Consider the following 25,531-nt stretch of genomic DNA (forward strand, 5'->3'; position numbering starts at 1 on the left):
TTAAGCGAATCATTTTCCGCTGTTGCTCAGCCAAGCCCTGCAATCGGAAAACAAGGTAACCTGCCCAGAAAGTTCGATATGAGAAACACTTTCATTTTCTTGTCTGATTTCGCCATACATAACGCAGCGGCGATTAAGCAAAATTCCCTGCTCAATCATGAGTTGCTCGTTAGCTTTTAACTGTCCGTGCTTCATTAGGTGAAGTGCTATTGGCCCGACAGCTGAGCCGGTACCAGCATCTTCTTTTACTCCATAAGCTGGTGAGAACATGCGGTTTTCCGCCTGAAATCCGCACCACGCAAAACAGTTCACTGCAAGATTTTCAAATTCGGCCAGCGCCTGATGGTCTGGCCGTATCGCGCGTAAGGTTTCAACACTGTCGACGGAAATCAGTACATGCCTGGCTCCTGCATCGTACATTTCCACAGGAAGCACACTCTGTTTCAGCCCCAGCGCCTTAAGCAGACGCTTTTCTTCATTAAAAGGAACCGTTCTTGCTGGAGGAACGTTGATTTTCACTGTGCTGAGTGTTTCGGTATGGTGCTTAACCGAAATTCTGACGGCGCCAAGAGCAGTATGAAATACAAATTGATCCAGACCATGGCGCCGTGAAAATGCACTGGCGGTTCCCATCAACGGATGGCCAGCAAAGGGCAATTCATTAACAGGCGTAAAAATTCGCACGCGAGCCTGACCACCAGCAGTCTTTTCGCTGATAAAAGTACTTTCAGAAAGCTGGAGCTGACGCGCAATCGCCTGCATGACTGCATCAGAAAGCTTTTCTGTATCATGAAAAACACCCACCGGATTTCCTTCGAGAGGAGAATGAGTGAAGGCATTTAGAACCGTGTAATCAACCTGACATCCTTCCATTAAGAAGCAATCCCTGAATAATTTTTTTGGAAAAGAGGAGCGACAAAGCTTTCGAGCAGTGCTTGTCCATTTAAAGTGAGTACCGATTCGAGGTGAAACTGTACTGACGAAAATGAGGGGGATCGAAGCGCATGAACTTCCCCATTTTCTATATCGCTGTAAACCTCTATACCCCTTTGGCGCATTTGAGATTGCGTAACAGCATTAACGCGGGCACAGAACGTGTTATAAAAACCGGTTGTTTCAAAGTTACTGTCCAGACAGATTTTTTTCTGTACTCCTTGGTTGGGCGGAGAGAGAGGTGCAACTGGTAAGCCAAGTTGCAGACAAAGCAATTGATGGCTCAGGCAAACAGCAAAGAAAGGCTGGCCGGACACTCTCATTTTTGTAATGGCTTCGCGCATTGCATTAACTCTGAAGTCATTAACATCGAGTGGATTTCCTGGGCCCGGCCCAGCTACGATTAAATCCCAACCCTGTAGATCAATACTGCTACAGACTTTTTCCACATGAGCAAGTGCGCCCAGTGATGAAAAAAGTGTTTTAAACATGGAAGTAAAAGCATCATTACCATCGAGAATAAGTATTTTCTTGTCAGCGAAGCAATATTGTCGACGGTAGCGCTGCTCAGGTTCACTCAACCAGAACTGCGAGATCCTGTTATTACGCTCCTTCATCAAAGAGCGAACTATCAGATTATCACTCAGCTCTAATCCTGCGAGGCTGGCAGGTGTCACTTTCTGTTTGGCGGGCAGACTGTCCTGCGTCAATGCAGCATAAAGTGACTGCACTTTACTTCGAGTTTCTTCCGCTTCATCCAAAGGGACGGAATCGCGGACTATCGTTGCCCCAACACCAATCTCCACTTTTCCATCAGCAGTAACTTCAGCCGTACGAATACAAATAGCCGAGTCCAGACGGGGGCTATCATGTGTACCGTCAACCAAGGCGACCACGCCGCTATAATATCTGCGCCCCTCTGGCTCATATCGGGCAATAACCTGACAGGCATTTTGCACTGGGCTGCCAATGACCGTTGGTGCTGGTAACGTTTCAATCAGAATATCTGCAACACTGGCCTGCGTTTTCCCTTTCAGAACATATTCAGTGTGAATAACCTGACTTAGCTGTTTGAGACGCAAATCACTAACCTGCGCTCCACGCTCACACAGCCCGGACATTACCTTCAGTTCCTCATCCACCACCATATAAAGCTCGTTGGTTTCTTTCTGATTATTGAGAAATTCAATCAGAGCTTCGATTGTTTCGCCCTGCTCGGGATAACGGAAAGTCCCGCTGATAGGGTTCATGTACATCTCACCGTTATTCAGTGATGCATGTAATTCTGGAGATACACCGATAAAAGCTTCATCGCCAGTATTTATCAAAAAACACCAATAGGCGGAGGATTCAGTCTGTAAAAGGCGGCGATAAAGGCTCAGAAGTTGTTCAGGATGATAATCTACAAGCGAAGTACGTAGTTTACGATGAAGCACGAAATTTGAACCTGCTCCCTGCCCTATTTCCTGTTCGATTAACTGACTGATACGTTGTCCAAACTGAGTATCATCAAGATTAAAGTGAGTGTTCGTGACCGAAATAGGCAAATCTGGCAGCCTATTAATTGCTTCCGACAATGGCAACCATTGTCGGGAAGTAATTGGCATGCTAAGAATCGGTGTTTCATCATTGATAGCATGGTAGCCACGTTTCGCCACCTGACAAAACGGAACAACTAAAAGTTTTCCATGATGACTATCTGCGCTAAGAGCTTTGTCAAGAAAATGAGTCTTTTCGCAAGTAAGCTGTAAAATTTCAATTTTGTCCAACGAGACTGCGGGCCGATAAAGTAAAGCATACGGTTTTTGTGGCTGTGACAGAATCTGCGTTAGAAAATCAGACATTATTTATCACCCCATCCGTTGAGATTATTTGGGCGCAATTATCAGCAAGATAGTTGATTGCCTGCTGATGCCCTGCTAGTGAAAAATCCGCAACTGCATCGGCTACAACAAAGGGTTTAATATCTTGCGTAAAAGCTTCAATAGCGGTCGCAGATATTCCTACTGATGCATAAACACCTGTAATGATCAGGGAGTCACGTTGGTCCTTTTTTAGCATTTCGGCCAGAGGAGAACGATAAAAAGCACTGTATCGCCATTTAGTTAAAACTGTATCATCCGAGGAAGGAGTCAGCTCAGTAATAATCCTCCGCTCATCTTCAGTCGTCCTCATTCCAGGGCCCCATAAATCATTCAGCAAGCCGCGTTGATCCAGAGTCATTCCACCTGGCTGCGCACTATAAAATACCGGTATATGATTTATCCTTGCCCACTTTAGTACCAGTGAAATTGAATGAATAACCTTGTCGATAGGCTCGCTCGGCAGGGCGTTAACAAAATAGCGCTGCATATCGTGAACTAGTAACGCACAACGCTGCGGTTCTATATTCCACGTCAGAGGCTGATCATCAGGTATGATGAGATCAAGTGAACTATAAGGCTCAGACTTTAATGTTCTGTACATCAGATAACTCTGCCATTTTAGAAAAAAGACTCAGCATCAATGTAGGCATTGAAATGCTTACAATAATTAGCAGGGAATACCCTCACGCTTGATACGTGGAACCTCTACACCTAAAGATTTCAATTGAGTGACAGGGTTCATAAATTCGCGATTCCTGACAATCAGGCCATCACGTAGCTCAAATGAATGAATGAAGTGGTTTTCATAATAACTTTCAGGATATCCGGGGAAGCGAATCAAACCTCGACCGTCACACTCAACCCAAACATGGTCAGGATTGTTGGTAGTGAATATCTTAATATTATACCACTCCCAGTCAGGGAAACATTCAAGAGACCATTTTGCGTGTTTTTCTAAATTTTTAATACCACGTATAATTATAGGTTCGCCGGTCTCAGTGGTCCACAGACCACCTTCACCATCTTCAATAAATAACTTATGCCTTTTAAGGCGAGCATTTCCGCGAGTTGATGACAAATACTGCGAGACTGTTTTACGGTTAATTTCACGAGCACGATTCGCATCTTCATCAGACAGATACATAAATAAAACCTCATTTTATTAAACCAACGCAAAACCCCATAATTTAAGATGTTTAAATTAAGTTAACGGGAGGTTAAAAACGCTAATTTTTTAACCTCCAAATTTAAAACAGTCAACTTCAGTAATATATTTTTTATTGAAAAATAAGTTACCATCCAATAGATGAATAATCATTAGGTGAATAATAATAAATTTAAAAATTTAATCACCGAAAATAATGCATGCAAAAAAAATAGCGAAAACACACTATTTAAGAAACATCAATGATTATTATTACCCAATGATTGTCAGTTATATTTAGAAAAACCTCAATCAAAGAACAATTACTGCAAAAGCATTGCGTAAATACTGTTAAACGATTAAGGTAAAGTAATGAATTAAAATTTGAATGGAAAAGCCTGTTTCGCTTAGTATACAAAAGGAGGAATCATGACTGATTTAGCCAGCCCTGCAATAACCCCAAACTTGCAATTGGTTTACGTCTCAGATGTTGAGCGCTCAACTGATTTTTACAGATTTATCTTTAAGAAAGAACCGGTATTCGTAACCCCCCGCTATGTTGCCTTCCCGTCGTCTGGCGATGCGCTTTTTGCTATCTGGTCAGGCGGAGAAGAACCCATAGCAGACATTCCACGCTTTTCTGAAATCGGCATTATGCTGCCAACAGGAGAAGATGTAGATAAGCTCTTCACTGAATGGAAAATGCAAAAAGATTTTAAAATCAATATCATAAAAGAACCTTACACTGATGTATTCGGCCGTACTTTTTTAATCAATGATCCAGATGGTCATATTATTCGAGTTTGTCCACTGGACTAAGATTACTATCAATCTTAAAAGATAGAATATTCATCTTCTTTTGGTGAGTGTTTACTGTTAAGCATGACCGCTATCATAGATAAATGATGGTGGTCATATTCAAAATGTAAAAATTAGATATCAAATCAGTGCCACTGATAGTATAGAAAAAGATCACTTTTTTTATGCAAAAAATTTACTTACTACCCCGTAAAAAAATGCTGTATGTTTATGTGGAACACATAGCCAAGCAGGGCCACACGCAATTGTCTGTTTAATCTCGCAGTAATAAACATTACTCTATTCTATTCGTTAAGCGGTCTTCACAGGAGGGCTTGTAAGCATCCCGATAAACTGAACCATTCACTTTTATAGATCTTCCGACATACTGATTATATCCTGTTGAGGAGATTGCTGCCCGATTTACCGAACACCAGATCATCGCCGTTTTGAAGTCCGTTGAAGCCGGACGTACCGTCAAAGACGTTTGCCACGAAGCAGGAATATCCAAGGCTTCGTATTACAACTGAAAAGCGAAGTTTGGCGGTATAGAGGCTTCTTATATCAAAAAGATGAAAGATCTGGAGGAAGAAAAACGTCGGCTGAAACGTCTTCTCATTATTTCACCTGTATTGTTATGAGATGAAAAATATAACCTCCTATCAGGTGGTAATGCCAGTCAGTTAAGCAACTGACTGGCTGTTTTTCTTCGCTTTTCGATATTTATAAGGCCTTTCTTTCACCACTCTCGGGAAGGTTCTTTCTCTTCTTATCGGCAGCTTCACCATCTGTCCCATACTCTCCAGATCTCGCAGTAGTTCAGGGATACGACCCGGCGATGCACCCTGAAGCGTCATCAACATCCTCATGACCAGCCCGCAGGATTCTGAGAAGCTCAGCTGATTTGGCCAGTAACCTTTCAGTTGACTGGCCATTTTAATCATCTGATATCTCACGAGATTATACGCCAGCAGCACACCCCATAACTCCTGCTCCACAAGTTCCGGTTTTTTGCTTCTCAGTGTCAGTCTGCTCAGTTGCATTGTCTGTTTGATTTCACGGTAACCCAACTCGATTTCCCAACGGTGACTGTAAAGCTCAACCATTTCACCTCCCGGATAACGCATGCCATCAGTCATCGAAGTCAGTAACTGATAGATTTTTCCTTTACGGCTATAGGTCAGTAATCGGGCTGTCACTTCTGTACTCAGTCCCGGCCATTTTTTGCGGGATTGTGGCGTAGTTTTCAACTGTACCAGATGATCGCCTTTTCCCAGTTTCCGGGCCTCCTCGTAACGGGTACCTTTCTTAAGCGGTATCATCCAGTGTCGGTGTTCTCCCGCACGCTTCCACGCTTAAGCATTCAGCAACCCTAATGAGTAATACCCTTTATCGAGCAGCGTCAGCGTATTATCTGCGGTCTGGTCTATCAGTTGCTCAGCCAGGTATATTCGCTGTCTTTCATCGTACCGAAGGCTGCTGCGGTTATCAGATGGCTGGTCAGCTCCATCTGACAGACCATTTTGACCTGCGGGTAGGGGTAAGGTTGGCGCAGTAAGTCTGGCGCGGGAAGGCGGTATCATTTTCAGGTGTTTCCTGTGTGCGCCAGACGACGCCATCCATCGCCAGTAACGTCAATCCACACCAGTGGGGATGCGCCACAGCGTTGTGCCACAAGTGAGCGGTGTGCGTGAACACCCGTCGAACGGCGTCACTTCCGAGCCGCTGTCGCCCGGATAACCGCGCTGGGAGCAACAAAGGGACGGTTACCGGGCAGCATAATATCCAGCCGATTGACAATCTGATGAAGCGGCTCCTTACGTTCAAGCGCCATGCCGACAACGCACCAGACCATCATTTCGAGAGGAAGACGGCGTTTACGCAGGGTGACCACGCCGGACTCAGCAAGGCAACGGGCAATAAGTTCTGGGTCAAGAAAGTCGCCAAGAGAAGTCAAAGGATTACGGGTCGAATCGTAACGTGAAACGAGGTCGATGGCCTGAGAGATACGCATAAAAAATCCGGAAATGAAGAACACTTCCGGATTCTTACACAGCTATTGGATCGTTCAACTGATCCTTAACTGATCAGCATTACTCCTATCAGGTGGCCAAATTCAGTGTGCCACTACAAACAGACAGTTAGACCTCTTTGGACACAGTTCCCTAAGAATAGACTTATCGATCCTCGCTCTAGCTACATTTTCTTTTCAGGGCTAAATAGCTGCGCCTAATACCGCTCCACTTTTGCCAACCCATGTTTACCTCCCGGGAATGGACTGACAGTTTTCATAAAATGGTGAACCTTTCTCAGTAACTGCCACATCGAACGGCACTGATGGTTGCGGGTTATCGTGTCGTGAAGCGCCTGCCATAGACGCTCAACATGGTTCACCCACGGCGAGTAGACCGGCTGATAAATTACGCTGAACTTCGGGTTACCTTTCAGCCAGCGCTGTGTTTCACGGCTCTTGTGGATGATGTAGTTATCCACTATAAGCGTGACGGTTTTTGCCCGTCGATAAGTGGATTTCAGGTGCTTCAGCAGGCCGATGAACAGTACCGAACTCTTGCTGTTGCCGCCAACGTAACTGACTTTACCCGTACCACTGTGCAACGCTCCGGTCAGGTAGTATTTTTCATTCTGCCCCAGCGTAACTACACGCTTTTGGTGACCACGCAACTGCCAGTCTGCACCGATTTTTGGATTAAGGTGGATATCCACCTTATCTTCGTAAAACACCGGATGTTCAATGCTACATTCATCCAGAGCCTTACGGATTGCCGCCATTTTTTCATCTTTATGCGGGTCACGGATGCGCAATGTAAGCGCGGCTCTGCGCCACACAAGCCCCGCTGACGGAAGCCAGCGACGGACGGTTCCGGCGTGTAACCGGCACCCCGTTATCTCATTGATTTTTATTGCCAGAAGTTCGGTGCTCCAGCGTGAACGCTGATAGCCAAAATCAGCGGGAGAGTGCTTTATCAGTTCCCGTAATAAGGTACAGATGTGCTCAAAAGGCCAGCGACGGGAGCGCCCTGCGGGTAAGGATGTCAGGCCTTCAACACCCGACAACGTAAACCAGTTAATCCAGCGTCCGACGGATGAACGGGCGCAACAGAGCGTTTTGGCGACATCGCTGACACGGTCTCCTCGGTGCAACATCAGTATGGCGGTGAGTCTGCGGGCATGATTTTTATCGCGCGTTTTATGGATAGCTTTCTGCATCAGGCGTCGCTCGTCGCGAGGAATGGGTGCTATGATCGGCATTGCTCAGTCCGGTTGGTGATTTGTTTTGATTTGGCGATTGATCAGATCGCACAATTCGGGCTGAGTTCCCTCAAAGTGATCTACTATTCCGCGCAGCTATTTAGCGTTGAAAGGAGGGAATTATTGGATTTGTCGTCTATTCCTGATATTGGCTGTGACGCTACTGATTAAACTACTCTGGGAAACGCTACAGCATTAGCATTCTTTGACTGGTCAGGTCAGTGAAATTGAGGGGAATTTCCGGGGGAAAATATCAATTACCCGCAGCCCCTTCAAACATAGAAAAATTGCGGGTGCCTGTACGCCACAAAGCAATATAACCTCATGTATTTGTTAACTTTAAACTCTTAAATGAAATTCAAAGAAGGTATTTTAGAGAAAATAAAGCATGATAAATCACTTGATGGTAGTCCCGCAGCTTCGGGAAGAAGTCAGTGCTGTGGGACTCCAGGCCAATCAGGCGTTCAGCGTGGCGTTATCAATGACGAAGCGGTACTTCACATCGCCTTTGAGCATCCGCTCGTAGGCTTCATTGATTTCGTCGGCTCGGATAAGCTCGATATCGGAAACAATCCCGTGCTCGGCACAGAAATCCAGCATTTCCTGCGTTTCAGGAATGCCACCGATCATCGATCCCGCCACCGTACGGCGTTTCATGATCAGGTTGAACACGTTCGGAGAAGGATGCGGTGACGCAGGCGCACCGACCAGCGTTAGCGCGCCATCGCGCTTCAGCAGAACCAGAAACGCATCCAGATCGTGCGGCGCAGCAACGGTATTGAGGATTAAATCGAAGCTGCCCGCGTGCGCTGCCATTTCTTCCGCGTTACGAGACACCACGACTTCATTTGCGCCCAGCGCCTTGGCATCTTCACGCTTAGATTCAGACGTGGTGAACGCCACAACATAAGCCCCCATGGCATGCGCCAGTTTGATCCCCATGTGACCAAGCCCACCGATACCCACAACGCCGACCTTCTTACCCGGCCCGGCATTCCAGTGGCGCAGCGGCGAATAGGTAGTAATCCCCGCGCACAGCAGAGGCGCGACCGCAGCCAGTTCCGCCTCGGAATGACGGACGCGCAGCACATAGCGTTCATGCACAACGATCTGCTGAGAATAGCCACCAAGCGTCCAGCCGGGCTCATCCGCAGTCGGGCCGTTATACGTGCCGACCATCCCGTCACAGTAGTTTTCTAAACCATCGTCGCATTCTTCACAGTGCCGACAGCTGTCCACGATGCAGCCAATACCGACCAGATCGCCCGCCTTGAAGGCGGAGACATGTGCCCCTACCGCAGACACTCGCCCGACGATTTCATGGCCAGGAACGCAAGGAAACTGTGTTCCTGCCCATTCAGCACGCACCTGATGCAAGTCAGAGTGGCAGATGCCACAGTACGCAATCTCAATCTGGACATCGTGGGCTCCCGGCACACGACGGACGATCTGCAACGGTTCAAGAGCTTTATCGCCCGCATGAGCCCCATACGCATGTACAAGCATGGCTATTTCCTTTTCTGGTGAGAAATCAATCATGTTAAGAGATCGACTATTTTCCTAAATCCCTCAGTAGACAGGTATAGCATTCCGATGGTTTTCTTGCCTGATCCGGTAAATTTCCCTTTATCAGAGGGTAATTTTGGTAAACGCCAGAGACGCGCCTAGCGCAATCAGGGCAACACCGATACCTTTATCGACCCAATGTTGACGATCGATCAGCCGGCGGCGCATAGCTGGCGCGGCAAAAAACAGTGCAACAATACTGAACCAGACCCAGTGCGCGACCGACATAAATAACCCGTAGCCAACGTTATGGCTTATTAGGCTACCAGGCTGCACAACCTGAGTATAGGTGGCGACGACAAACAGCATAGTTTTTGGGTTAAGCGCATTGGTGAGAAAGCCCATGCGAAACGCAGCAAGCGATGACGGCGCATGACCGGACGCCTCTTCTAATTTTATTTTTGTCGTATTGGTTAATGATTTATATCCCAGATAAATCAGATAGGACGCTCCCAAAATCTTCATCGCCATAAATATCATTGGAGAGTTCACAATGAATACCGCGATGCCAAAAACGGTATACATCACGTGGATCTGGACACCGCAGGCAATGCCAAACGCACTGAGTAAACCGGCGCGCGAGCCAAAGGCATAGCTGTTGCGGGTCACCATAGCAAAATCAGGCCCCGGGCTGATCACCGCCAAAATGGTGATCGTCGCAACAGCAATTAACTCATTCATTAACGTTTTCCTTGTTCGGCAAGCCATCACTTTCACGATGATTTTGCACAGATGGGTAACAGACGGCTAAAGGAGGAATGCAAAAATCACTGACGCAATACGGCTAGCAAAGGTGCGAATCCTACGACATTTCCTCATTATTTAGGCTATTAGGCCTTTTAAACCTGAAGGCAGTGTAATTATTCAGCGTTTGCATGTGGCAAAAAAGCGATTTATCTTGGTATAAATCTGTTAAATTTCATCGTGTATATGAAAATCCCCTCGTTAGCCTCCTTTCGCTTCTTTGAAGCGGCCGCACAAACAGGTAGCTTTGTTAAAGCCGCCGAGTCCCTGCATGTCACACATGGTGCCGTCAGCAGGCAGATCAGATTGCTGGAAGAGGCGCTGGGGGTTGAGCTATTTGAACGACGCAACCGCGCGATCTTTTTAAACGCGGCGGGCCGTTCTTTGCATACGGTCACGCAGTCCGTTTTTGAACAGCTCGAAGGTGCGGTCTATCGGCTACAGCAAGGTGCGCAGGATGACGTGCTGACGCTGTCATGCGAACCCACGATTGCCATGAAATGGCTGATTCCGCGGCTACCGGCTTTTAATCAGGCGAATCCCGATATCAAACTTCATCTGGTAGCTGCGGGCGGGCCGATTGATTTTGTGCGTAGCGGCGTTGACCTCGCGCTGCGGCGTGACGATTTTCACTGGGACCCACAAACGCATGGGGTAAAGGTGTGTGACGAATGGATGGGGCCAGTAAGTCGCGACAAAACCGAGCAAAAAAACAGTCTGGAGGGAACGCGTTTGCTCTATACCGGAACGCGACCAAAAGCGTGGGCAACCTGGCAACGACAGACGCATGTGTCACTCAAAGGCAGCATCAGAGCGGACTATGAGCACTTTTATCTGTGTATTCAGGCGGCCGTATCGGGATTAGGCATGGCAATGGCGTCTTTCCTGATGGTGCAGGACGAGATTGCAAACGGGCAACTGCATGCCCCGTATGGATTTGCGCGGGAGGGTTCTGCTTATTATCTGTTATCGCCTATCCCCCTTGAGCAAAATGAAAAGTATGTACGATTTCATACCTGGCTAATGCAGGAAGTGTCCACCTGCCTTTCTGGGGTTGAAAATGCTTGTTAAACCCGCACTGGAAAGGCAATGACAGCACATTCCCGTGAAGCCAATTTCACGACAATCAACATGATTATCGCCGCCTCACTCGTGGGGTTGGTCACAGGGTACACGCTGCCGCTAATCAGCCTGAAGCTGGCCGAGCTCGGGCACAGCACGGCAACGCTCGGTATTCTGGCAGCCCTTCCAGCGGCGGGGATGATGCTATCCTCTTTCGTTACGCCGTGGCTCAGCCGCCGCCTGCACGCGAGCTATCTGTTATCCGGCAGCCTGATCATTCTGGCGGCATCAACCGTTGCTTCGTGCCTGCTGTCACACCCTGTTGCGCTCATTTTCCCTCGTCTGTTAACTGGGCTCGCCTCGGGGGTTTTGGTGGTGCTGGGAGAAACCTGGGTCACCAGTCGGGCGTCAGACAAACACAAAGCGACGCTGACGGGGCTGTATGCCGCTGTTTTCACAGGATGTCAGCTGATAGGGCCGCTGCTCATTGCCGCTGGCGAGCCGATGCAAACCTATGCGCTATGGCTGATTTGCGCGATATCCGTCGTGTGTGGATTCATGCTGAGGAACTGCGCCACGATGGTTCAGGCAGATGAATCGTCTTCATCGTCTTATCGAGATCTTGTCCCTTTTCTCCCAGCAATCGCCTCTGGCGTGCTCTGCTTCTCCTTCTTCGATGCCAGTATCCTTTCGCTCTTTCCGCTTTACGGCATGGAGCAGGGCTTAGACGAAAAATCCGCGATCTTACTGGTCACACTCATTTTTCTGGGCGATGCCGTATTTCAGACGCCGATTGGCTGGCTGGCAGACAAATGCGGCATCATCAAAATCCACATCAGCTGCGGAATCCTTTTCTGTGTGATGCTGGTCTTGATCACCTTCTCGTTCTCCTCCCCTTCACTTCTGGTCCCCGTCTGTATCGTACTGGGCGCAGCGGCAGGCGGGCTTTACACGCTGTCTCTGGTTCGGGCGGGTCAGAAATTTGCCGGTCAGCGGCTGATTGTGATGAATTCACTTCTGGGGCTGGTGTGGTCGGCTGGCAGTATCAGCGGGCCACTCTTCTCTGGTGCCGCCATCACGTTTTACGGCTACGACGGCCTCATCGCCATCTTGCTGCTAACCGGCGTGCTGTTTGTCGGCATACAGGGCGCATTAAGAAAAGAACGCGTATTGCACTCGTTGGGTGAAGAGTGAATAACAAACACGTTCTCATTCTATCGAGTACCCCAGAACATTGAAAGCTATCCAAACAGGAATAGTTATCTCAATCATACACAGAAGAATCAGTCTATATCTCCATAGTTGTATGATACTGTCCAATTGAGTCGGGTTGAGTATCCTGAAACAAGATTAAGGAAAAGACATAGCAGTACGTTTATTGAAAAATAGATGTCCGACTCATTAGCGTCATAGCCAGTCATCGCTTTCCAGCTAACGGTAGACTGCAGCAAACAAAATAGTCTGGCGGAATTAATTATTTCACTAATGGTTCTATATCAATATACTGCCCAAAATCATGCTGCTGAAGATCCGATACATAAGGAATTTCACCCAGCATCGGTGCGGGCAGGCGCTGTTGCAGCGTGTGCAGATACGGCTGATGCCATTTTCCGGGTGGTGTGATGTCGTTAGCAATCCAGCCGCCAAGGCGCAGGCCCGCGTGTTGAATCGCGTGGGCCGTTAGCATCGCGTGGTTGATACACCCCAGCTTGATGCCAACCACCAAAATCACGGGAAGCTGTTCCTGTACCACCCAGTCGGCAAACGTATCCTGCGCCGACAGCGGCGTAAACCACCCGCCAGCACCTTCAACCAGCAACCAGTCCGCCTGTGTTTCTAATGCCCGTAGCCCTGCGGACAGCGCCGAGAGATGGATAGGCCGCTGCTCCACCGCACTGATAATATGCGGTGACGTCGGTTCCATAAACGCCAGCGGGTTCACCGCCTGATAATCCAGCAGGACGCTGCTGTTGGCCTGAAGCGCCAGCGCATCGCTGTTGCGAATGCCGTCGGCTGTCATTTCACAGCCAGATGCCACAGGTTTATAGCCTGCGGTACGGTATCCAGCCTGATTGGCAGCCTGAAGCAGCGCCGTACTCGCGACCGTTTTCCCAACCTCGGTATCCGTGCCCGTCACAAACCAGCGCTCAATCACGATAAATCACTCCATAAACCAGTTGATAGCTGAGCGGGTAGCCGCCCTGCTCTTGCGGATAGTGGGCAGACAATGCCGCCAGACGTGCCCGGCTCAGTAGTCCCGGCGTACGCCCTTCGTGCAGCCAGGTCGCGCCAATCCCCTTCAGCGATTTCATCAACGTCAATACATCGGGAAAAAAGCAGACCTCACATTCTTGTACTAAATGATGTCGGTAAGGCTGACAGGCCGCGTCGATAGCGGAGAGCGGCAGAAAGCGATTCGTCCGCTGCGTGCCGTCTAGACGCTGCCACGCCTGCGACAGTTCGCTTAAGGAGCCGTCCGCCAGCGTCGCAAACGCAATCACGCCCCCCGGCCGCGTAACCCGATACAGCTCGGCCAGCGCACGCGGTAACGAATCACACCACTGCACGGCCAGATTGCTATAGCTGATGTCTACACAGCCATCCGCCAGCGGCAGGTTTTCGATATCCCCTTCCTGATAGCAGTCTGCTGCATCCAGTCCACGGGCATACGCCAGCATGTCTACCGACAAATCCAGCGCGGTTACATAGTTACCAGCCTGACGCCAGTGGCGGCTAAAATGCCCAGTTCCGCACCCCGCATCCAGCACCTGTAGACCGCTGTGCGGCGGCATCAATGCCAGCAGGCGTTCTCCGCTGGCGCGTTGCAGCTCGGCAAAGCGGTCGTAACACCCCGCCGCCCGCCCAAACGCCTGCGCAATCGCCTGCTTGTTATAGTTGTCTGTCAGCATGGTGCAATACCGTAAGCAAGCGACTGATATCTTCCGGCTGGTGCTCCGCCGTCAGCGTAATCCGCAGACGCGCGCTGCCGACAGGCACTGTCGGCGGGCGCATCGCACTGACCCACACGCTCTGTTCACGCAGTTGGCTCATCAGCGCCATTGCCCGCGCGTTCTCACCGACAATCAGCGGCTGAATCGCGCTCTGTGAATCCATCAGTTGATAGGAGGAGTTGGAAAAACCCGCGCGGAATTGGGCGATGTTGCGTCGTAGCGCATCACGCCGCGCGTCGCCCTGTCGGACACCGTTGACCGCCGCGCTCAGCGCACAGGCCTGTGCGGCAGGCATCGAAGTGCTGTAAATCAAATGACGAGCAAATTGCAGGAAATACTCGGCCAGCGGTTCGGCGCATAGTACCGCCGCGCCGCTCACACCGAACGCCTTGCCAAACGTGATAATCAGCAGTTCAGGCTTGACGCCCTGCTGCCAACAGCTGCCGCGACCTTCATCACCCAGCACGCCAATCCCGTGTGCATCGTCCACCATCAGCCAGGCATCGTGCGATCGGCACTGGGCTTGTAGCGCCGACAGCGGCGCGGTATCGCCATCCATGCTGAAAACGCCTTCGGTCACCACCAGCGTCTGGCCATCCGTCGGTTTTTCCAACAGCGCTTGCAGGCTATCGACCTGATTGTGTTTAAAACGGCGCAGCGTCGCGGGCGACTGTGCAGCTGCTTCCAGCAGCGAAGCATGGCTGAGTTTATCGGCGAAAATACGGTCTTCCGCCTGTGCCAGCGCGGCCACCACCGCCTGATTCGCGGCATAGCCGGAAATAAACAGCAGCGCACGCGGATAGCCCAGCCAGTCGGCAAGTTGATCTTCCAGCGCGGCATGGGCATCGGTATACCCCGTCACATGCCCGGAACCGCCGCTGCCAATACCGTATTGCTCAGCGCCCTGTTGCCAGGCACGTACAATCTCAGGGTGGTGGCTCAGTCCCAAATAATCGTTGCTGGAAAAATTCAGGTAGCAGCGATCGCCCTGCATCAGCCAGCGCCCGCTACCGCCTTGATTCACCCGCCGCACACGGTAGGCATCATCGCGCTGGCGTTGTACCAGCGCGGCGTCAATACGTTGCTGCCAGCTCATGATTCAGTACGCCTTGCCTGACGGTTTGCAGGCTGGACGTTATACCGCAGCATTATAAAACTGCTCGCTATCGGCGTTAATCAACTGTTCCGCCAACCGCTGCTGCTGTTGGTTATCCCCGAATTCAGTCCCCGTCTGCTGCGGATTCAGACCTAATTTGAGGAACAGCGCCAGATCTTTGTCTTCTTTCGGGTTTGGCGTGGTAAGCAGTTTGCAGCCGTAGAAAATGGAGTTCGCCCCCGCCATAAAGCACATTGCCTGCGTTTGCTCGCTCATCTGCTCGCGTCCGGCGGACAGACGCACATAGGAGGCTGGCATCATGATGCGCGCAACGGCAATAGTCCGAATAAAATCAAATGGATCAACATCATCGTTATCCGCTAGCGGCGTGCCTTTCACCTTCACCAGCATATTGATCGGCACGCTTTCCGGTGGCGTCGGCAGGTTAGCCAATTGCACCAGCAGCCCGGCGCGGTCACGCACGGTTTCACCCAATCCAACGATGCCACCCGAGCAGACTTTAATGCCCGCACCGCGCACTTTATCCAGCGTATCCAGACGTTCCTGATAGGTACGAGTGGTAATGATGCTGCCGTAAAATTCCGGCGAGGTATCGAGGTTATGGTTATAGAAATCCAGTCCGGCAGAGGCCAGACGCGCGGCCTGATCGTTGTGCAGCGTTCCCAGCGTCATACAGGTTTCCATCCCCATCGCTTTCTCGCCTTGCACCATCTGTTCCAGATACGGCATGTCACGCTCGTGCGGGTTTTTCCATGCCGCACCCATACAAAAGCGTGTCGACCCTGTGGCTTTCGCCTGACGAGCCGACTCCAGCACCTGTTCAACCTGCATCAGGCGTTCGGTATCAATACCGGTACGATAGCGGGAGCTCTGCGGGCAATATTTACAGTCCTCAGGGCAAGAACCGGTTTTTATCGACAGTAACGTGCTGACCTGCACCTGACGGGGATCAAAATGCTGGCGGTGGATCTGCTGTGCTTCAAACATCAGTTCCAGAAATGGTTTATTAAATAAGTCTTGCGCTTGCTCAAGCGTCCAGTACATGCGGTCAGCCATCTCGGCATCTCCAAACTAAAAACGTTCCGCCAGTGTAAATTAACCCGATATACTGTCAACCAAATAGAGTCCACTTTGGTTTACGAAAGATCACCATGAATCCAGAAGACCTTGCTTTTGACCAGCGCCACATCTGGCACCCCTACACGTCAATGACCGAACCGCTGCCCTGCTATCCGGTCATATCAGCCAGCGGCGTCGAGCTTCAGTTGAACGACGGACGTCGCCTGATTGACGGTATGTCGTCGTGGTGGGCAGCGATTCACGGTTACAACCATCCGGTAATCAATCAGGCGGTACAGGCTCAGCTCGGCCAGATGTCGCACGTGATGTTCGGCGGGATCACCCATCCGGCGGCGGTGGCGCTATGCCGCCAACTGGTGGACATCACGCCAGAAGCGTTGGAATGCGTATTTCTGGCCGATTCCGGTTCGGTAGCCGTTGAAGTGGCGATGAAAATGGCGCTGCAATATTGGCAGGCACGCGGTGAAATCCGTCAGCGCTTTCTCACCCTGCGTCATGGCTATCACGGTGACACCTTCGGTGCCATGTCCGTGTGCGATCCGCAAAATTCAATGCACAGTCTGTATCAGGGCTATCTGCCAACCCACCTGTTTGTCGATGCACCGCCCTGCATCGCGATCAACGAAGGCGGTTTTACCGACGACTGGCAGGAAGCCGAGATCGCGCCGCTACAGGCGATGCTGTCAGCGCATGCTCATGAGATCGCAGCCGTCATTCTGGAACCCATCGTACAGGGTGCAGGCGGCATGCGCTTTTATCATCCAGCCTATCTGCGTCGGGTTCGGGAACTGTGCGATCAATGGGGGATCTTGCTGATTGCCGATGAGATCGCCACCGGATTTGGCCGCACCGGCAAATTGTTTGCCTGCGAACATGCGGGAATTTCACCCGACATTATGTGTCTAGGGAAAGCGCTGACCGGCGGCTATATGACGCTCTCCGCCACGCTGACCACCCGGACAGTTGCGGAAACCATCAGCAACGGCGCGGCAGGCTGTTTTATGCACGGCCCGACATTTATGGGCAATCCACTCGCCTGCGCGGCAGCCAACGCCAGTTTGTCGCTGCTGGCGGAAAACCGCTGGCAGGAGCAAGTCAAACAGATTGAACGGCAGCTGCGGGAAGCGCTGCGACCCTGCGCGGATTCGCCGCTGGTGGCGAACGTTCGCGTGCTGGGCGCTATCGGCGTGGTGGAAACACAGCGTCCGGTTAATATGGCGCGGCTACAACGCTTCTTCGTCGAGCGCGGCGTGTGGATTCGCCCCTTTGGTCAACTCATTTATTTGATGCCGCCGTTTATCATTCAGTCTGATGAACTGCGTAAGCTGACCGACGCGGTCTGTGCCGCGATTCGTGACGAACGGCTATTTGACTAACGACTATTTGGATCAATAAAGTATTTGGAACAACAAAAGCCTGGGTGCGACACGTTTGCTGTCGCACCCAAGCCATTCACCACCTATCCCCTGCCATGCGTTGCCGCATAACGTTAGCAATGTGCGCTGTAGCACGTAAATTCCATTAGCGTTATGATAATCCCCTCAGCTAATCAGGAATGTCCCATGCGTAATACGTTCATCGTGTGCTGGCAGTATTTACGCGCTTTCGCATTGATTTATCTCTGCCTGCTGGCAGGCAATGCGGTATCCGCGTTACTTCCGTTCACTATCCCCGGCAGTACCATCGGCATGCTGGTCTTGTTCATCCTTCTCGCCTCGCAAATTCTGCCCGCGCAGTGGGTGAAACCGGGTTGCCACCTTCTTATTCGCCACATGGCGCTGCTGTTCGTCCCAATCGGCGTCGGCGTGATGAATTATTACGATCTGGTCAGCCAACAGTTTGGCCCTATCGTGGTTTCCTGCCTGATCAGTACCTTTATTGTGATGTTGGTTGTGGGTTTCAGTACCCAGATAATGCAGCGTGAACGAGCCGTGGCTGGCGATCGCACGCCGCCGAAGGATAATGAATAATGTTCAGCTATTTGTGGTGGTCGCTGCCCCTCACTCTGATTGTCTTTTTCGCCGCACGTAAACTGGCCGTGCTGACCCGAATTTCCCTGTTGAACCCACTAATGGTGTCGATGGCGATTATTATTCCGCTGCTGCTGGTGTTGAAGATTCCCTACGAGCACTATTTTCAGGGCAGCAAAGTCCTTAACGATCTGCTGCAACCAGCGGTGGTTGCACTGGCGTTCCCGCTTTATGAACAGCTGCACCAAATTCGCGCACGTTGGAAGTCGATCATCAGCGTGTGCTTCATTGGTAGCCTGACGGCGATTATCTCCGGCACGCTAGTGGCGCTGTGGATGGGGGCGTCACCGGAAATTGCCGCGTCGATACTGCCGAAATCCGTCACCACGCCGATTGCGATGGCCGTCGCCAGCTCGATTGGCGGGATCCCGGCTATCAGCGCCGTCTGCGTGATTTTTGTCGGTGTTCTCGGCGCAGTCTTAGGCCATAGTGTGTTCAACCGCATCGGTATTAAAACCAAAGCCGCGCGTGGGCTGTCGATGGGCACCGCTTCACACGCACTCGGTACGGCGCGCTGCGCGGAAGTTGACTATCAGGAAGGTGCATTCAGTTCGCTGGCGCTGGTCATCTGCGGGATCATCACATCGCTGATTGCTCCGTTCATCTTCCCTCTGCTCTTACACGTCGCTGGCTGAATCTAGCGGGGGACGCTGCGTACTTCGCATCGCCCCACCATAAAATTGAGACACCTCTCGCATTTAGCAGTTAATTTGCAGCCCTTTCATTCAACAAAGAGATTTTGATCACAATTTATTGCTACTCTGCTCCCTAACATGACGTCATTGACGGGTAAAAAGAGTACGCCAATATGCATCCACGATTTGCAAACGCCTTCCAGCAATTGCCTGCCAGTCTGCAAGCCACAATCCGCCCATTGCTCGATAAACCGGATTTCGCCGCCATGCTAACCGCGAACGAGGTGAATGCCGTCTGTGAAGCCAGACAGCTAGACGCCGATGCGTTGGCCTTTGCGCTATTACCTCTGGCAGCCGCCTGCGCGCAAGCACCTGTCTCGAATTTTCAGGTTGGCGCAATTGCGCAAGGGCTCAGCGGCAATTTCTACTTTGGTGCCAACATGGAATTCAGCGCGGTTCAGTTACAGCAAACGGTGCATGCCGAGCAAAGCGCCGTCAGCCACGCCTGGATACGCAATGAGCGTGGGTTGCGGGCCGTGACCGTGAACTACACGCCATGCGGCCACTGTCGTCAGTTTATGAATGAATTACGCAATGCTGCGTCGCTGCGCATTCAATTGCCGGGTCGCCAGCCTGCCGTGCTCAGCCACTATCTGCCGGATTCCTTTGGCCCCGTCGATCTGCACATCGATACCTTGCTGATGGATGACGTCAACCACGGCGCAACCTTGCAGAATGTGAACGCGCTTGCGCGTCGGGCGCTGGATGCCGCCAACCGTAGCCACGCGCCCTATAGCAAAGCCATCAGTGGTATTGCGCTGGAAACCTCAAGTGGCAACATTTATACCGGACGCTACGCAGAAAATGCGGCATTCAACCCTAGCCTGCCGCCTTTGCAAGTCGCGTTGAATCTGATGAACCTTGCTGGCGAAGATCAGTGCACCATTAAACACGCGGCTGTCGTTGAGCGTCGTAATGCGGTTGTCAGCCACTGGGCCATTTCGCAAATTATGTTGGCCGAATTAGGCTGCACGGACATTGAACACCACTTTATTGAGGAATAACGGCAGAGGTCAGCACAGGATTTCAGCAAAAGGAAGTGTGAGAAACGAGAGGTGAATCGATAAAGCCTGCATTTTGACTAAGATGCAAGCCATCTGTAACTATTTAAATTAACAATTCCTGTACATATTTTCTGGGTAATTTAAGATCCGCAACAGTTTTGATCGACAACACCTGAGTTTTTTCTGTTATCCGAGAGTAAAAGTCATGGAATTAGAATACGAAAGCAAACGTCCTCTCCATATTCCCTACGCTGGTCCAATATTGCTTGAATTTCCTCTGCTGAATAAAGGCAGTGCGTTTACTGAAGAAGAACGCGCTAACTTTAACCTGCATGGTCTGCTGCCTGAAGCCGTCGAAACCATCGAAGAACAGGCAGAACGCGCCTGGCGTCAGTACCAGGAATTCAAACACGATATTGAAAAACATGTGTACCTGCGCAACATTCAGGACACTAACGAGACGCTGTTCTACCGCCTGCTGGACGGTCACCTCAGTGAGATGATGCCAATCATCTACACCCCGACCGTTGGCGAAGCCTGTGAACACTTCTCCGATATCTATCGTCGCGCACGCGGCCTGTTTATCTCCTACCCTAACCGCGCACATATCGACGATATGCTGCAAAACGCCACCAAGCAGAACGTGAAAGTCATCGTTGTGACCGACGGTGAGCGTATTCTGGGTCTGGGCGACCAGGGTATCGGCGGCATGGGGATTCCAATCGGTAAGCTGTCGCTGTACACCGCCTGTGGCGGCATCAGCCCGGCCTACACTCTGCCCGTCGTTCTGGATGTCGGCACCAACAACCCGCAGCGCCTGAACGATCCGCTGTACATGGGCTGGCGCCACCCGCGTATCACCGACGACGAATACTATTCCTTCGTTGACGAATTCATTCAGGCCGTTAAGCGCCGCTGGCCAAACGTGCTGTTGCAGTTTGAAGACTTCGCACAGAAAAACGCCACACCGCTGCTGAACCGCTATCGTGATGAAATCTGTAGCTTTAACGATGATATTCAAGGCACCGCCGCCGTTGCCATCGGCAGCCTGATTGCCGCCAGCCGTGCAGCAGGGACTCAGCTACGCGATCAGACCGTTACCTTCCTGGGTGCGGGCTCCGCAGGCTGTGGTATTGCTGAGCAAATCGTCGCACAGATGAAGTCTGAAGGGCTGAGCGAAGAAGAAGCACGCGCACGCGTCTTCATGGTTGACCGCTTCGGTCTGCTGACGGACAAACTGCCGAACCTGCTCGATTTCCAGAGCAAGCTGGTGCAGAAAAGTGAACTGCTGGCTGACTGGGATTGCAACAGCGATGCGATTTCACTGCTGGAAGTGGTACGCAATGCCAAGCCGACCATCCTGATCGGTGTATCCGGCCAGCCGGGTCTGTTCACGGAAGAAATCATCCGTGAAATGCACAAGCACTGCGCGCGTCCTATCGTGATGCCGCTGTCTAACCCGACATCCCGCGTGGAAGCCCGTCCAGAAGATATCATTCGCTGGACAGAAGGCTCAGCGCTGGTCGCCACCGGCAGCCCGTTTGCTCCGGTTAACTATCAGGGCAAAGTCTTCCCTATCGCACAGTGCAACAACTCCTACATTTTCCCAGGTATCGGGTTAGGTGTACTGGCATCGGGAGCCAAGCGTATCACTGACGGTATGTTGATGGCCGCCAGCCGCGCACTGGCTGACTGCTCGCCGCTGGCGAATAACGGTGAAGGCGCTCTGCTGCCAGATCTGTCCGATATCCAGCAGGTCTCCAAGCGTATTGCACTGGATGTGGGTAAAGCCGCACAGCTACAAGGTGTAGCAGTCGTAACCTCTGCCGATGCATTGCAGAAGGCGATTGACCATAACTTCTGGCAGCCACAGTACCGCAGCTACAAGCGTACCTCTTTCTAACTAAAAGCGCGGCATTTGCCGCGCTCAGATTGCTTCTGGCATTGCATCTGTACTTTCATCATCCCACAGAGCCGCGCGTAGCGATACCCAAGACACTATGCGAGCTCTCCGAGCATGGCATTCAGCCTATTATGTAGTAGGCTGACCTAATTAGATCAAAGCCCAGCCAAAAGTGAACTGTACCCCAAGTGTTGGACGGTTCATGTTACGCGGCTTTTAAGGCCTGTGCCCGGTATTCAACCGGACTCAGGCCTTTCAACTTCAGGCTTATCCGCTCGTTATTGTAGTAATCGATATATTCCTCTATCGCCTGCTTCAACTCTTCAATGCTGCCGAACCGGCCAGGATAAAAGCACTCCGTTTTCAGCGTACCAAAGAAGTTCTCTATCACCGCATTATCCAGGCAGTTTCCTTTGCGCGACATGCTTTGCACGACGCCCTTTGCTTTTAACTTTTCCTGATAACCTGCCATTCGGTATTGCCATCCCTGATCCGAGTGCAGCAGCGGAGTGTCTTCCGGACTGAGCACCGATAAAGTCTCTCTCAGCATCGTATTCACCATATCCATGACCGGCTTTTCGGACAGGTTGTAGGAGATGATTTCCCTGTTAAACAGATCGAGAACTGGCGACAGATACAACTTCTTACCCTGCAATCAAAACTCGGTAACATCCGTTACCCATTTTTCATTGAGCTTTGACGCCCAGAAGTTTCTCTTCAGGATGTTAGGTGCTGCTTTACCTGTTTCTTCCTTCCACGAGCGATATTTCTTCACTCTAATCACAGAGCGGAGTGACAGTTCCGCCATCAGGCGTTGTACTGTCTTGTGATTCACCGCTATTCCCTCTTTTCTCAGAGAGAGTGTGATTAGGCGATAGCCGTAACGTCCTTTGTGATAGCGGCATATGTCGCTGATTCTGGCCTTGAGTCCGGCGTGTTTATCCGTTCGATTCATCGCACTGATGTTGTGATACCACTAGCTCCGAGACATACCTGCGGCACGCAGGAGCGTCATTAAGGGCATACTCTTGCCTGAGTTCGCTGATGATTTGGGCTTTTTGCCGTTTTTTCGCTTTGAACCAAGGCTTTCAGCTTTTTTAAATAAGCATTCTCCACCCGCAGATAGCGAAGCTCAGTCCAGAGTTCTTCAGAAAACAGCTGTTCCATATCGGTATCAGTAGAAAGAGGTGTTGTTTTCCTGGTCATTTCCCGAGGCCTGCCGCGTTTCATATTCTGGAGTACTTCCGGTACGGCATGGTTGTACACGGAGGCCCAACGACGAACAACCGTTTCATTGGAAATATTAAAGCGGGCTGCAGCTTCACGCATTGAAAGCGCTTCGTTGAGCACAGCGTGGACAACCACCAGTCTGACCTCTGCAGAGTGGATATCGTTTTTCCAAGTAATGCCATCAATGCCGTGAAGCTGAAAGGCTCTGACCCAGCGTCGAACTGAGGTTCTTTCGGCGGCAAAAATTTCGGCAGTACGATGGGTTCTGTAGCTGCCCGAGAGAATAGTGGTTTACGACTACGAGTCTGAGTTCAAGGGAATACTTAGGTTTTGCCATAAAAAACTGCACCTTAACTATGTTGGGTATCCAACATTTGGGGTGCAGCTCAAAACGACTAGGGCTTTGTCTACAGTCTGAAGAGTGCCAATCGACTCCGACTTCCTATCTATTTACTTGTCCGCTGGCTTACTGCGATTTTGCGGACGCGGTGCACGGCGTTGGCCTTCGCCACTGCCTTTCCCGCTACTACCTTTATTACCACCCCACGGGCTATCGCTATTACCGCCCGCTTTACGCGGCTGGCGATTGCCATCGGCTGGACGGCGTTCGCCTTGACCCTGGCTGCGCTCGGACTGACCGCGTGCCACGCCAGACGGTGCGCGAGGAGATGCACTACGTGCACCGCCGCCGCCACGGTTGCTCTGACGGCCATTCACAATCGGCTCGGCCTTGATGGACGGATCCGGCTCGTAGCCTTCGATAGCGATACGTGGAATCTCACGCTTCAACAGACGCTCGATGTCGCGCAGCAGTTTGTGTTCATCCACACAGACCAGCGACAGTGCTTCGCCCGTTGCTTCCGCACGACCAGTACGACCGATACGGTGAACGTAATCTTCCGGCACGTTTGGCAGCTCATAGTTCACCACGTGCGGCAACTGGTCGATATCCAGACCACGCGCGGCGATATCCGTTGCGACCAGCACGCGAATGCCGCCGTCTTTGAAGTTCGCCAACGCACGAGTACGCGCACCCTGACTTTTATTACCGTGGATAGCGGCGGCAGTAATACCGTCTTTTTCCAACAGCTCAGCTAAGTGGTTCGCGCCGTGCTTGGTGCGGGTAAACACCAGCACCTGCCGCCAGTTATTTTCACCAATCAGTTGCGACAGCAGTTCACGCTTGCGGCGCTTATCAACAAAATGCACGTGCTGCGTAACCAGTTCAGACGGCGAATTACGACGCACGACTTCAACCGAGGCGGGATGAGTCAGCAGCTTGTTCGCCAGCGCTTTGATCTCATCAGAGAAGGTCGCGGAGAACAGCAGGTTTTGACGCTTAGCAGGCAGCTTCGCCAGTACACGGCGAATATCGTGAATGAAGCCCATATCTAGCATACGGTCCGCTTCATCCAGCACCAGAATTTCAATCTGTGACAGGTCAACGGCGCGCTGATGCTCCAGATCGAGCAGACGCCCCGGTGTCGCCACCAGAATATCTACGCCACCGCGCAATTTCATCATCTGTGGGTTAATGCTCACCCCACCGAATACGACCAGTGAACGCAGGCTCAGATACTTGCTGTATGCCTTCACATTTTCATCAATCTGCGCGGCCAGCTCACGGGTTGGCGTCAGGATCAGTGCGCGTACCGGACGGCGACCTTTCCCTTTATTCTGCGCTTCACGGCTGGTCAGCAATTGCAATAACGGCAACGTAAAGCCCGCCGTTTTGCCCGTACCGGTTTGTGCGCTGGCCATTAAATCGCGCCCTTCCAGCACGACAGGAATTGCCTGACGCTGAACAGGAGTAGGATCGCGATAACCCTGCTCGTCAATCGCGCGCAGAATATCGGCACTCAGGCCGAGAGAATCAAATGACATAAAAAGAACAACTCCAGATCCGCTCTGACCGGACAGTAGCCGGTGTAGTTTTCAGAGGGTCAGTAAGACGGGTTTGCTGAGCCGCTATATACGTAACAACTCACGTAACAATCTACGTAAACAACGACATACGCAACAACCACGGTGAACGAGCACAACTACGGTGCATGACTGCCGACGATTGTAGCAGAGATTCTATCCCCGTCATACTTCAAGCTACATGTGCGTTGGCTTCTCTTAAATACTCGGCCTAAA

Annotated in this window: 20 protein-coding genes and 3 pseudogenes; 9 read left to right on the forward strand and 14 right to left on the reverse strand. The window is 51.2% G+C overall.

What is annotated here, in order from left to right:
* Positions 1-9: 9 nt before the first annotated feature.
* The 4 genes from LOZ86_RS13690 to LOZ86_RS13705 form a co-directional block, all read right to left on the reverse strand.
* Positions 10-873 (reverse strand): PhzF family phenazine biosynthesis protein, encoded by an 864-nt coding sequence (locus LOZ86_RS13690; protein WP_039488033.1) that lies wholly within the window; start codon positions 871-873, stop codon positions 10-12.
* Entirely contained in the window at positions 873-2,777 is a 1,905-nt protein-coding gene (locus tag LOZ86_RS13695) for an anthranilate synthase family protein (protein ID WP_039488035.1), read from the reverse strand. Before LOZ86_RS13695 ends, LOZ86_RS13690 begins: the two co-directional genes overlap by 1 nt.
* Positions 2,770-3,399, reverse strand: a complete 630-nt coding sequence (locus tag LOZ86_RS13700) for an isochorismatase family protein (RefSeq protein ID WP_052012131.1) — start codon at positions 3,397-3,399, stop codon at positions 2,770-2,772. The genes LOZ86_RS13695 and LOZ86_RS13700 overlap by 8 nt, the downstream gene beginning before the upstream one ends.
* Before the next feature lie 66 nt (positions 3,400-3,465).
* The gene (locus LOZ86_RS13705) at positions 3,466-3,942 is read right to left on the reverse strand and encodes a PhzA/PhzB family protein (RefSeq protein ID WP_039488037.1); all 477 of its coding nucleotides are present in this window, start codon (positions 3,940-3,942) and stop codon (positions 3,466-3,468) included.
* 429 nt (positions 3,943-4,371) lie between these two features.
* On the opposite strand from LOZ86_RS13705, the gene LOZ86_RS13710 reads away from it, so the two are divergent.
* Positions 4,372-4,761, forward strand: coding sequence for a VOC family protein (locus LOZ86_RS13710; protein WP_039488039.1), 390 nt, complete (start codon positions 4,372-4,374; stop codon positions 4,759-4,761).
* Between the two features lie 389 nt (positions 4,762-5,150).
* Positions 5,151-5,354: pseudogene (locus LOZ86_RS13715) on the forward strand (transposase); the annotation flags it as partial.
* A gap of 69 nt (positions 5,355-5,423) precedes the next feature.
* Here the strand turns inward: LOZ86_RS13715 and LOZ86_RS13720 are convergent.
* The 4 genes and pseudogenes from LOZ86_RS13720 to LOZ86_RS13735 form a co-directional block, all read right to left on the reverse strand.
* Positions 5,424-6,754: pseudogene (locus LOZ86_RS13720) on the reverse strand (IS4 family transposase).
* A gap of 215 nt (positions 6,755-6,969) precedes the next feature.
* Positions 6,970-8,010, reverse strand: a complete 1,041-nt coding sequence (locus tag LOZ86_RS13725) for an IS630 family transposase (RefSeq protein ID WP_230242160.1) — start codon at positions 8,008-8,010, stop codon at positions 6,970-6,972.
* A gap of 456 nt (positions 8,011-8,466) precedes the next feature.
* Positions 8,467-9,516, reverse strand: a complete 1,050-nt coding sequence (locus LOZ86_RS13730) for an NAD(P)-dependent alcohol dehydrogenase (RefSeq protein ID WP_039512556.1) — start codon at positions 9,514-9,516, stop codon at positions 8,467-8,469.
* A 123-nt stretch (positions 9,517-9,639) separates the two neighbouring features.
* Complete coding sequence (locus tag LOZ86_RS13735) at positions 9,640-10,257, reverse strand: LysE family translocator (protein WP_039484486.1); 618 nt, start codon at positions 10,255-10,257, stop codon at positions 9,640-9,642.
* Positions 10,258-10,506: 249 nt separating this feature from the next.
* Here LOZ86_RS13735 and LOZ86_RS13740 point away from each other — a divergent pair, with 249 nt between their 5' ends.
* On the forward strand, positions 10,507-11,391 hold the full coding sequence (locus tag LOZ86_RS13740; RefSeq protein WP_039484483.1) for a LysR substrate-binding domain-containing protein: 885 nt from the start codon (positions 10,507-10,509) through the stop codon (positions 11,389-11,391).
* 18 nt (positions 11,392-11,409) lie between these two features.
* Complete coding sequence (locus LOZ86_RS13745) at positions 11,410-12,576, forward strand: MFS transporter (RefSeq protein ID WP_039484480.1); 1,167 nt, start codon at positions 11,410-11,412, stop codon at positions 12,574-12,576.
* A gap of 280 nt (positions 12,577-12,856) precedes the next feature.
* Here the strand turns inward: LOZ86_RS13745 and bioD are convergent, their stop codons facing one another.
* The 4 genes from bioD to bioB are packed head-to-tail and all read right to left on the reverse strand — an operon-like array spanning position 12,857 to position 16,506.
* Positions 12,857-13,537, reverse strand: a complete 681-nt coding sequence (bioD, locus tag LOZ86_RS13750; protein ID WP_039484477.1) for a dethiobiotin synthase — start codon at positions 13,535-13,537, stop codon at positions 12,857-12,859.
* Positions 13,530-14,291 (reverse strand): malonyl-ACP O-methyltransferase BioC, encoded by a 762-nt coding sequence (bioC, locus tag LOZ86_RS13755; protein ID WP_039484519.1) that lies wholly within the window; start codon positions 14,289-14,291, stop codon positions 13,530-13,532. The genes bioD and bioC overlap by 8 nt, the downstream gene beginning before the upstream one ends.
* Positions 14,272-15,429, reverse strand: a complete 1,158-nt coding sequence (bioF, locus tag LOZ86_RS13760) for an 8-amino-7-oxononanoate synthase (protein ID WP_039484475.1) — start codon at positions 15,427-15,429, stop codon at positions 14,272-14,274. The genes bioC and bioF overlap by 20 nt, the downstream gene beginning before the upstream one ends.
* Positions 15,430-15,468: 39 nt before the next feature.
* Positions 15,469-16,506: a biotin synthase BioB gene (bioB, locus tag LOZ86_RS13765; protein WP_230242161.1), complete on the reverse strand. Its 1,038-nt coding sequence runs from the start codon at positions 16,504-16,506 to the stop codon at positions 15,469-15,471.
* A gap of 95 nt (positions 16,507-16,601) precedes the next feature.
* On the opposite strand from bioB, the gene bioA reads away from it, so the two are divergent.
* From bioA to LOZ86_RS13790, 5 genes are all read left to right on the forward strand, one after another.
* Positions 16,602-17,906 (forward strand): adenosylmethionine--8-amino-7-oxononanoate transaminase, encoded by a 1,305-nt coding sequence (gene bioA / locus LOZ86_RS13770; RefSeq protein ID WP_039484470.1) that lies wholly within the window; start codon positions 16,602-16,604, stop codon positions 17,904-17,906.
* A gap of 186 nt (positions 17,907-18,092) precedes the next feature.
* Complete coding sequence (locus tag LOZ86_RS13775) at positions 18,093-18,500, forward strand: CidA/LrgA family protein (protein WP_039512549.1); 408 nt, start codon at positions 18,093-18,095, stop codon at positions 18,498-18,500.
* Positions 18,500-19,195: a CidB/LrgB family autolysis modulator gene (locus LOZ86_RS13780; RefSeq protein ID WP_039484467.1), complete on the forward strand. Its 696-nt coding sequence runs from the start codon at positions 18,500-18,502 to the stop codon at positions 19,193-19,195. Before LOZ86_RS13775 ends, LOZ86_RS13780 begins: the two co-directional genes overlap by 1 nt.
* Positions 19,196-19,368: 173 nt before the next feature.
* On the forward strand, positions 19,369-20,259 hold the full coding sequence (gene cdd / locus LOZ86_RS13785; protein ID WP_039512547.1) for a cytidine deaminase: 891 nt from the start codon (positions 19,369-19,371) through the stop codon (positions 20,257-20,259).
* Between the two features lie 205 nt (positions 20,260-20,464).
* On the forward strand, positions 20,465-22,162 hold the full coding sequence (locus tag LOZ86_RS13790) for an NAD-dependent malic enzyme (protein WP_039484460.1): 1,698 nt from the start codon (positions 20,465-20,467) through the stop codon (positions 22,160-22,162).
* 205 nt (positions 22,163-22,367) lie between these two features.
* Here the strand turns inward: LOZ86_RS13790 and LOZ86_RS13795 are convergent.
* Positions 22,368-23,729: pseudogene (locus LOZ86_RS13795) on the reverse strand (IS3 family transposase).
* A gap of 113 nt (positions 23,730-23,842) precedes the next feature.
* On the reverse strand, positions 23,843-25,276 hold the full coding sequence (gene rhlE / locus LOZ86_RS13800; protein WP_039512545.1) for an ATP-dependent RNA helicase RhlE: 1,434 nt from the start codon (positions 25,274-25,276) through the stop codon (positions 23,843-23,845).
* Positions 25,277-25,531: the final 255 nt, after the last annotated feature.

The sequence above is a fragment of the Pectobacterium parvum genome, from assembly GCF_020971565.1.
Lineage (GTDB): Bacteria > Pseudomonadota > Gammaproteobacteria > Enterobacterales > Enterobacteriaceae > Pectobacterium > Pectobacterium polare.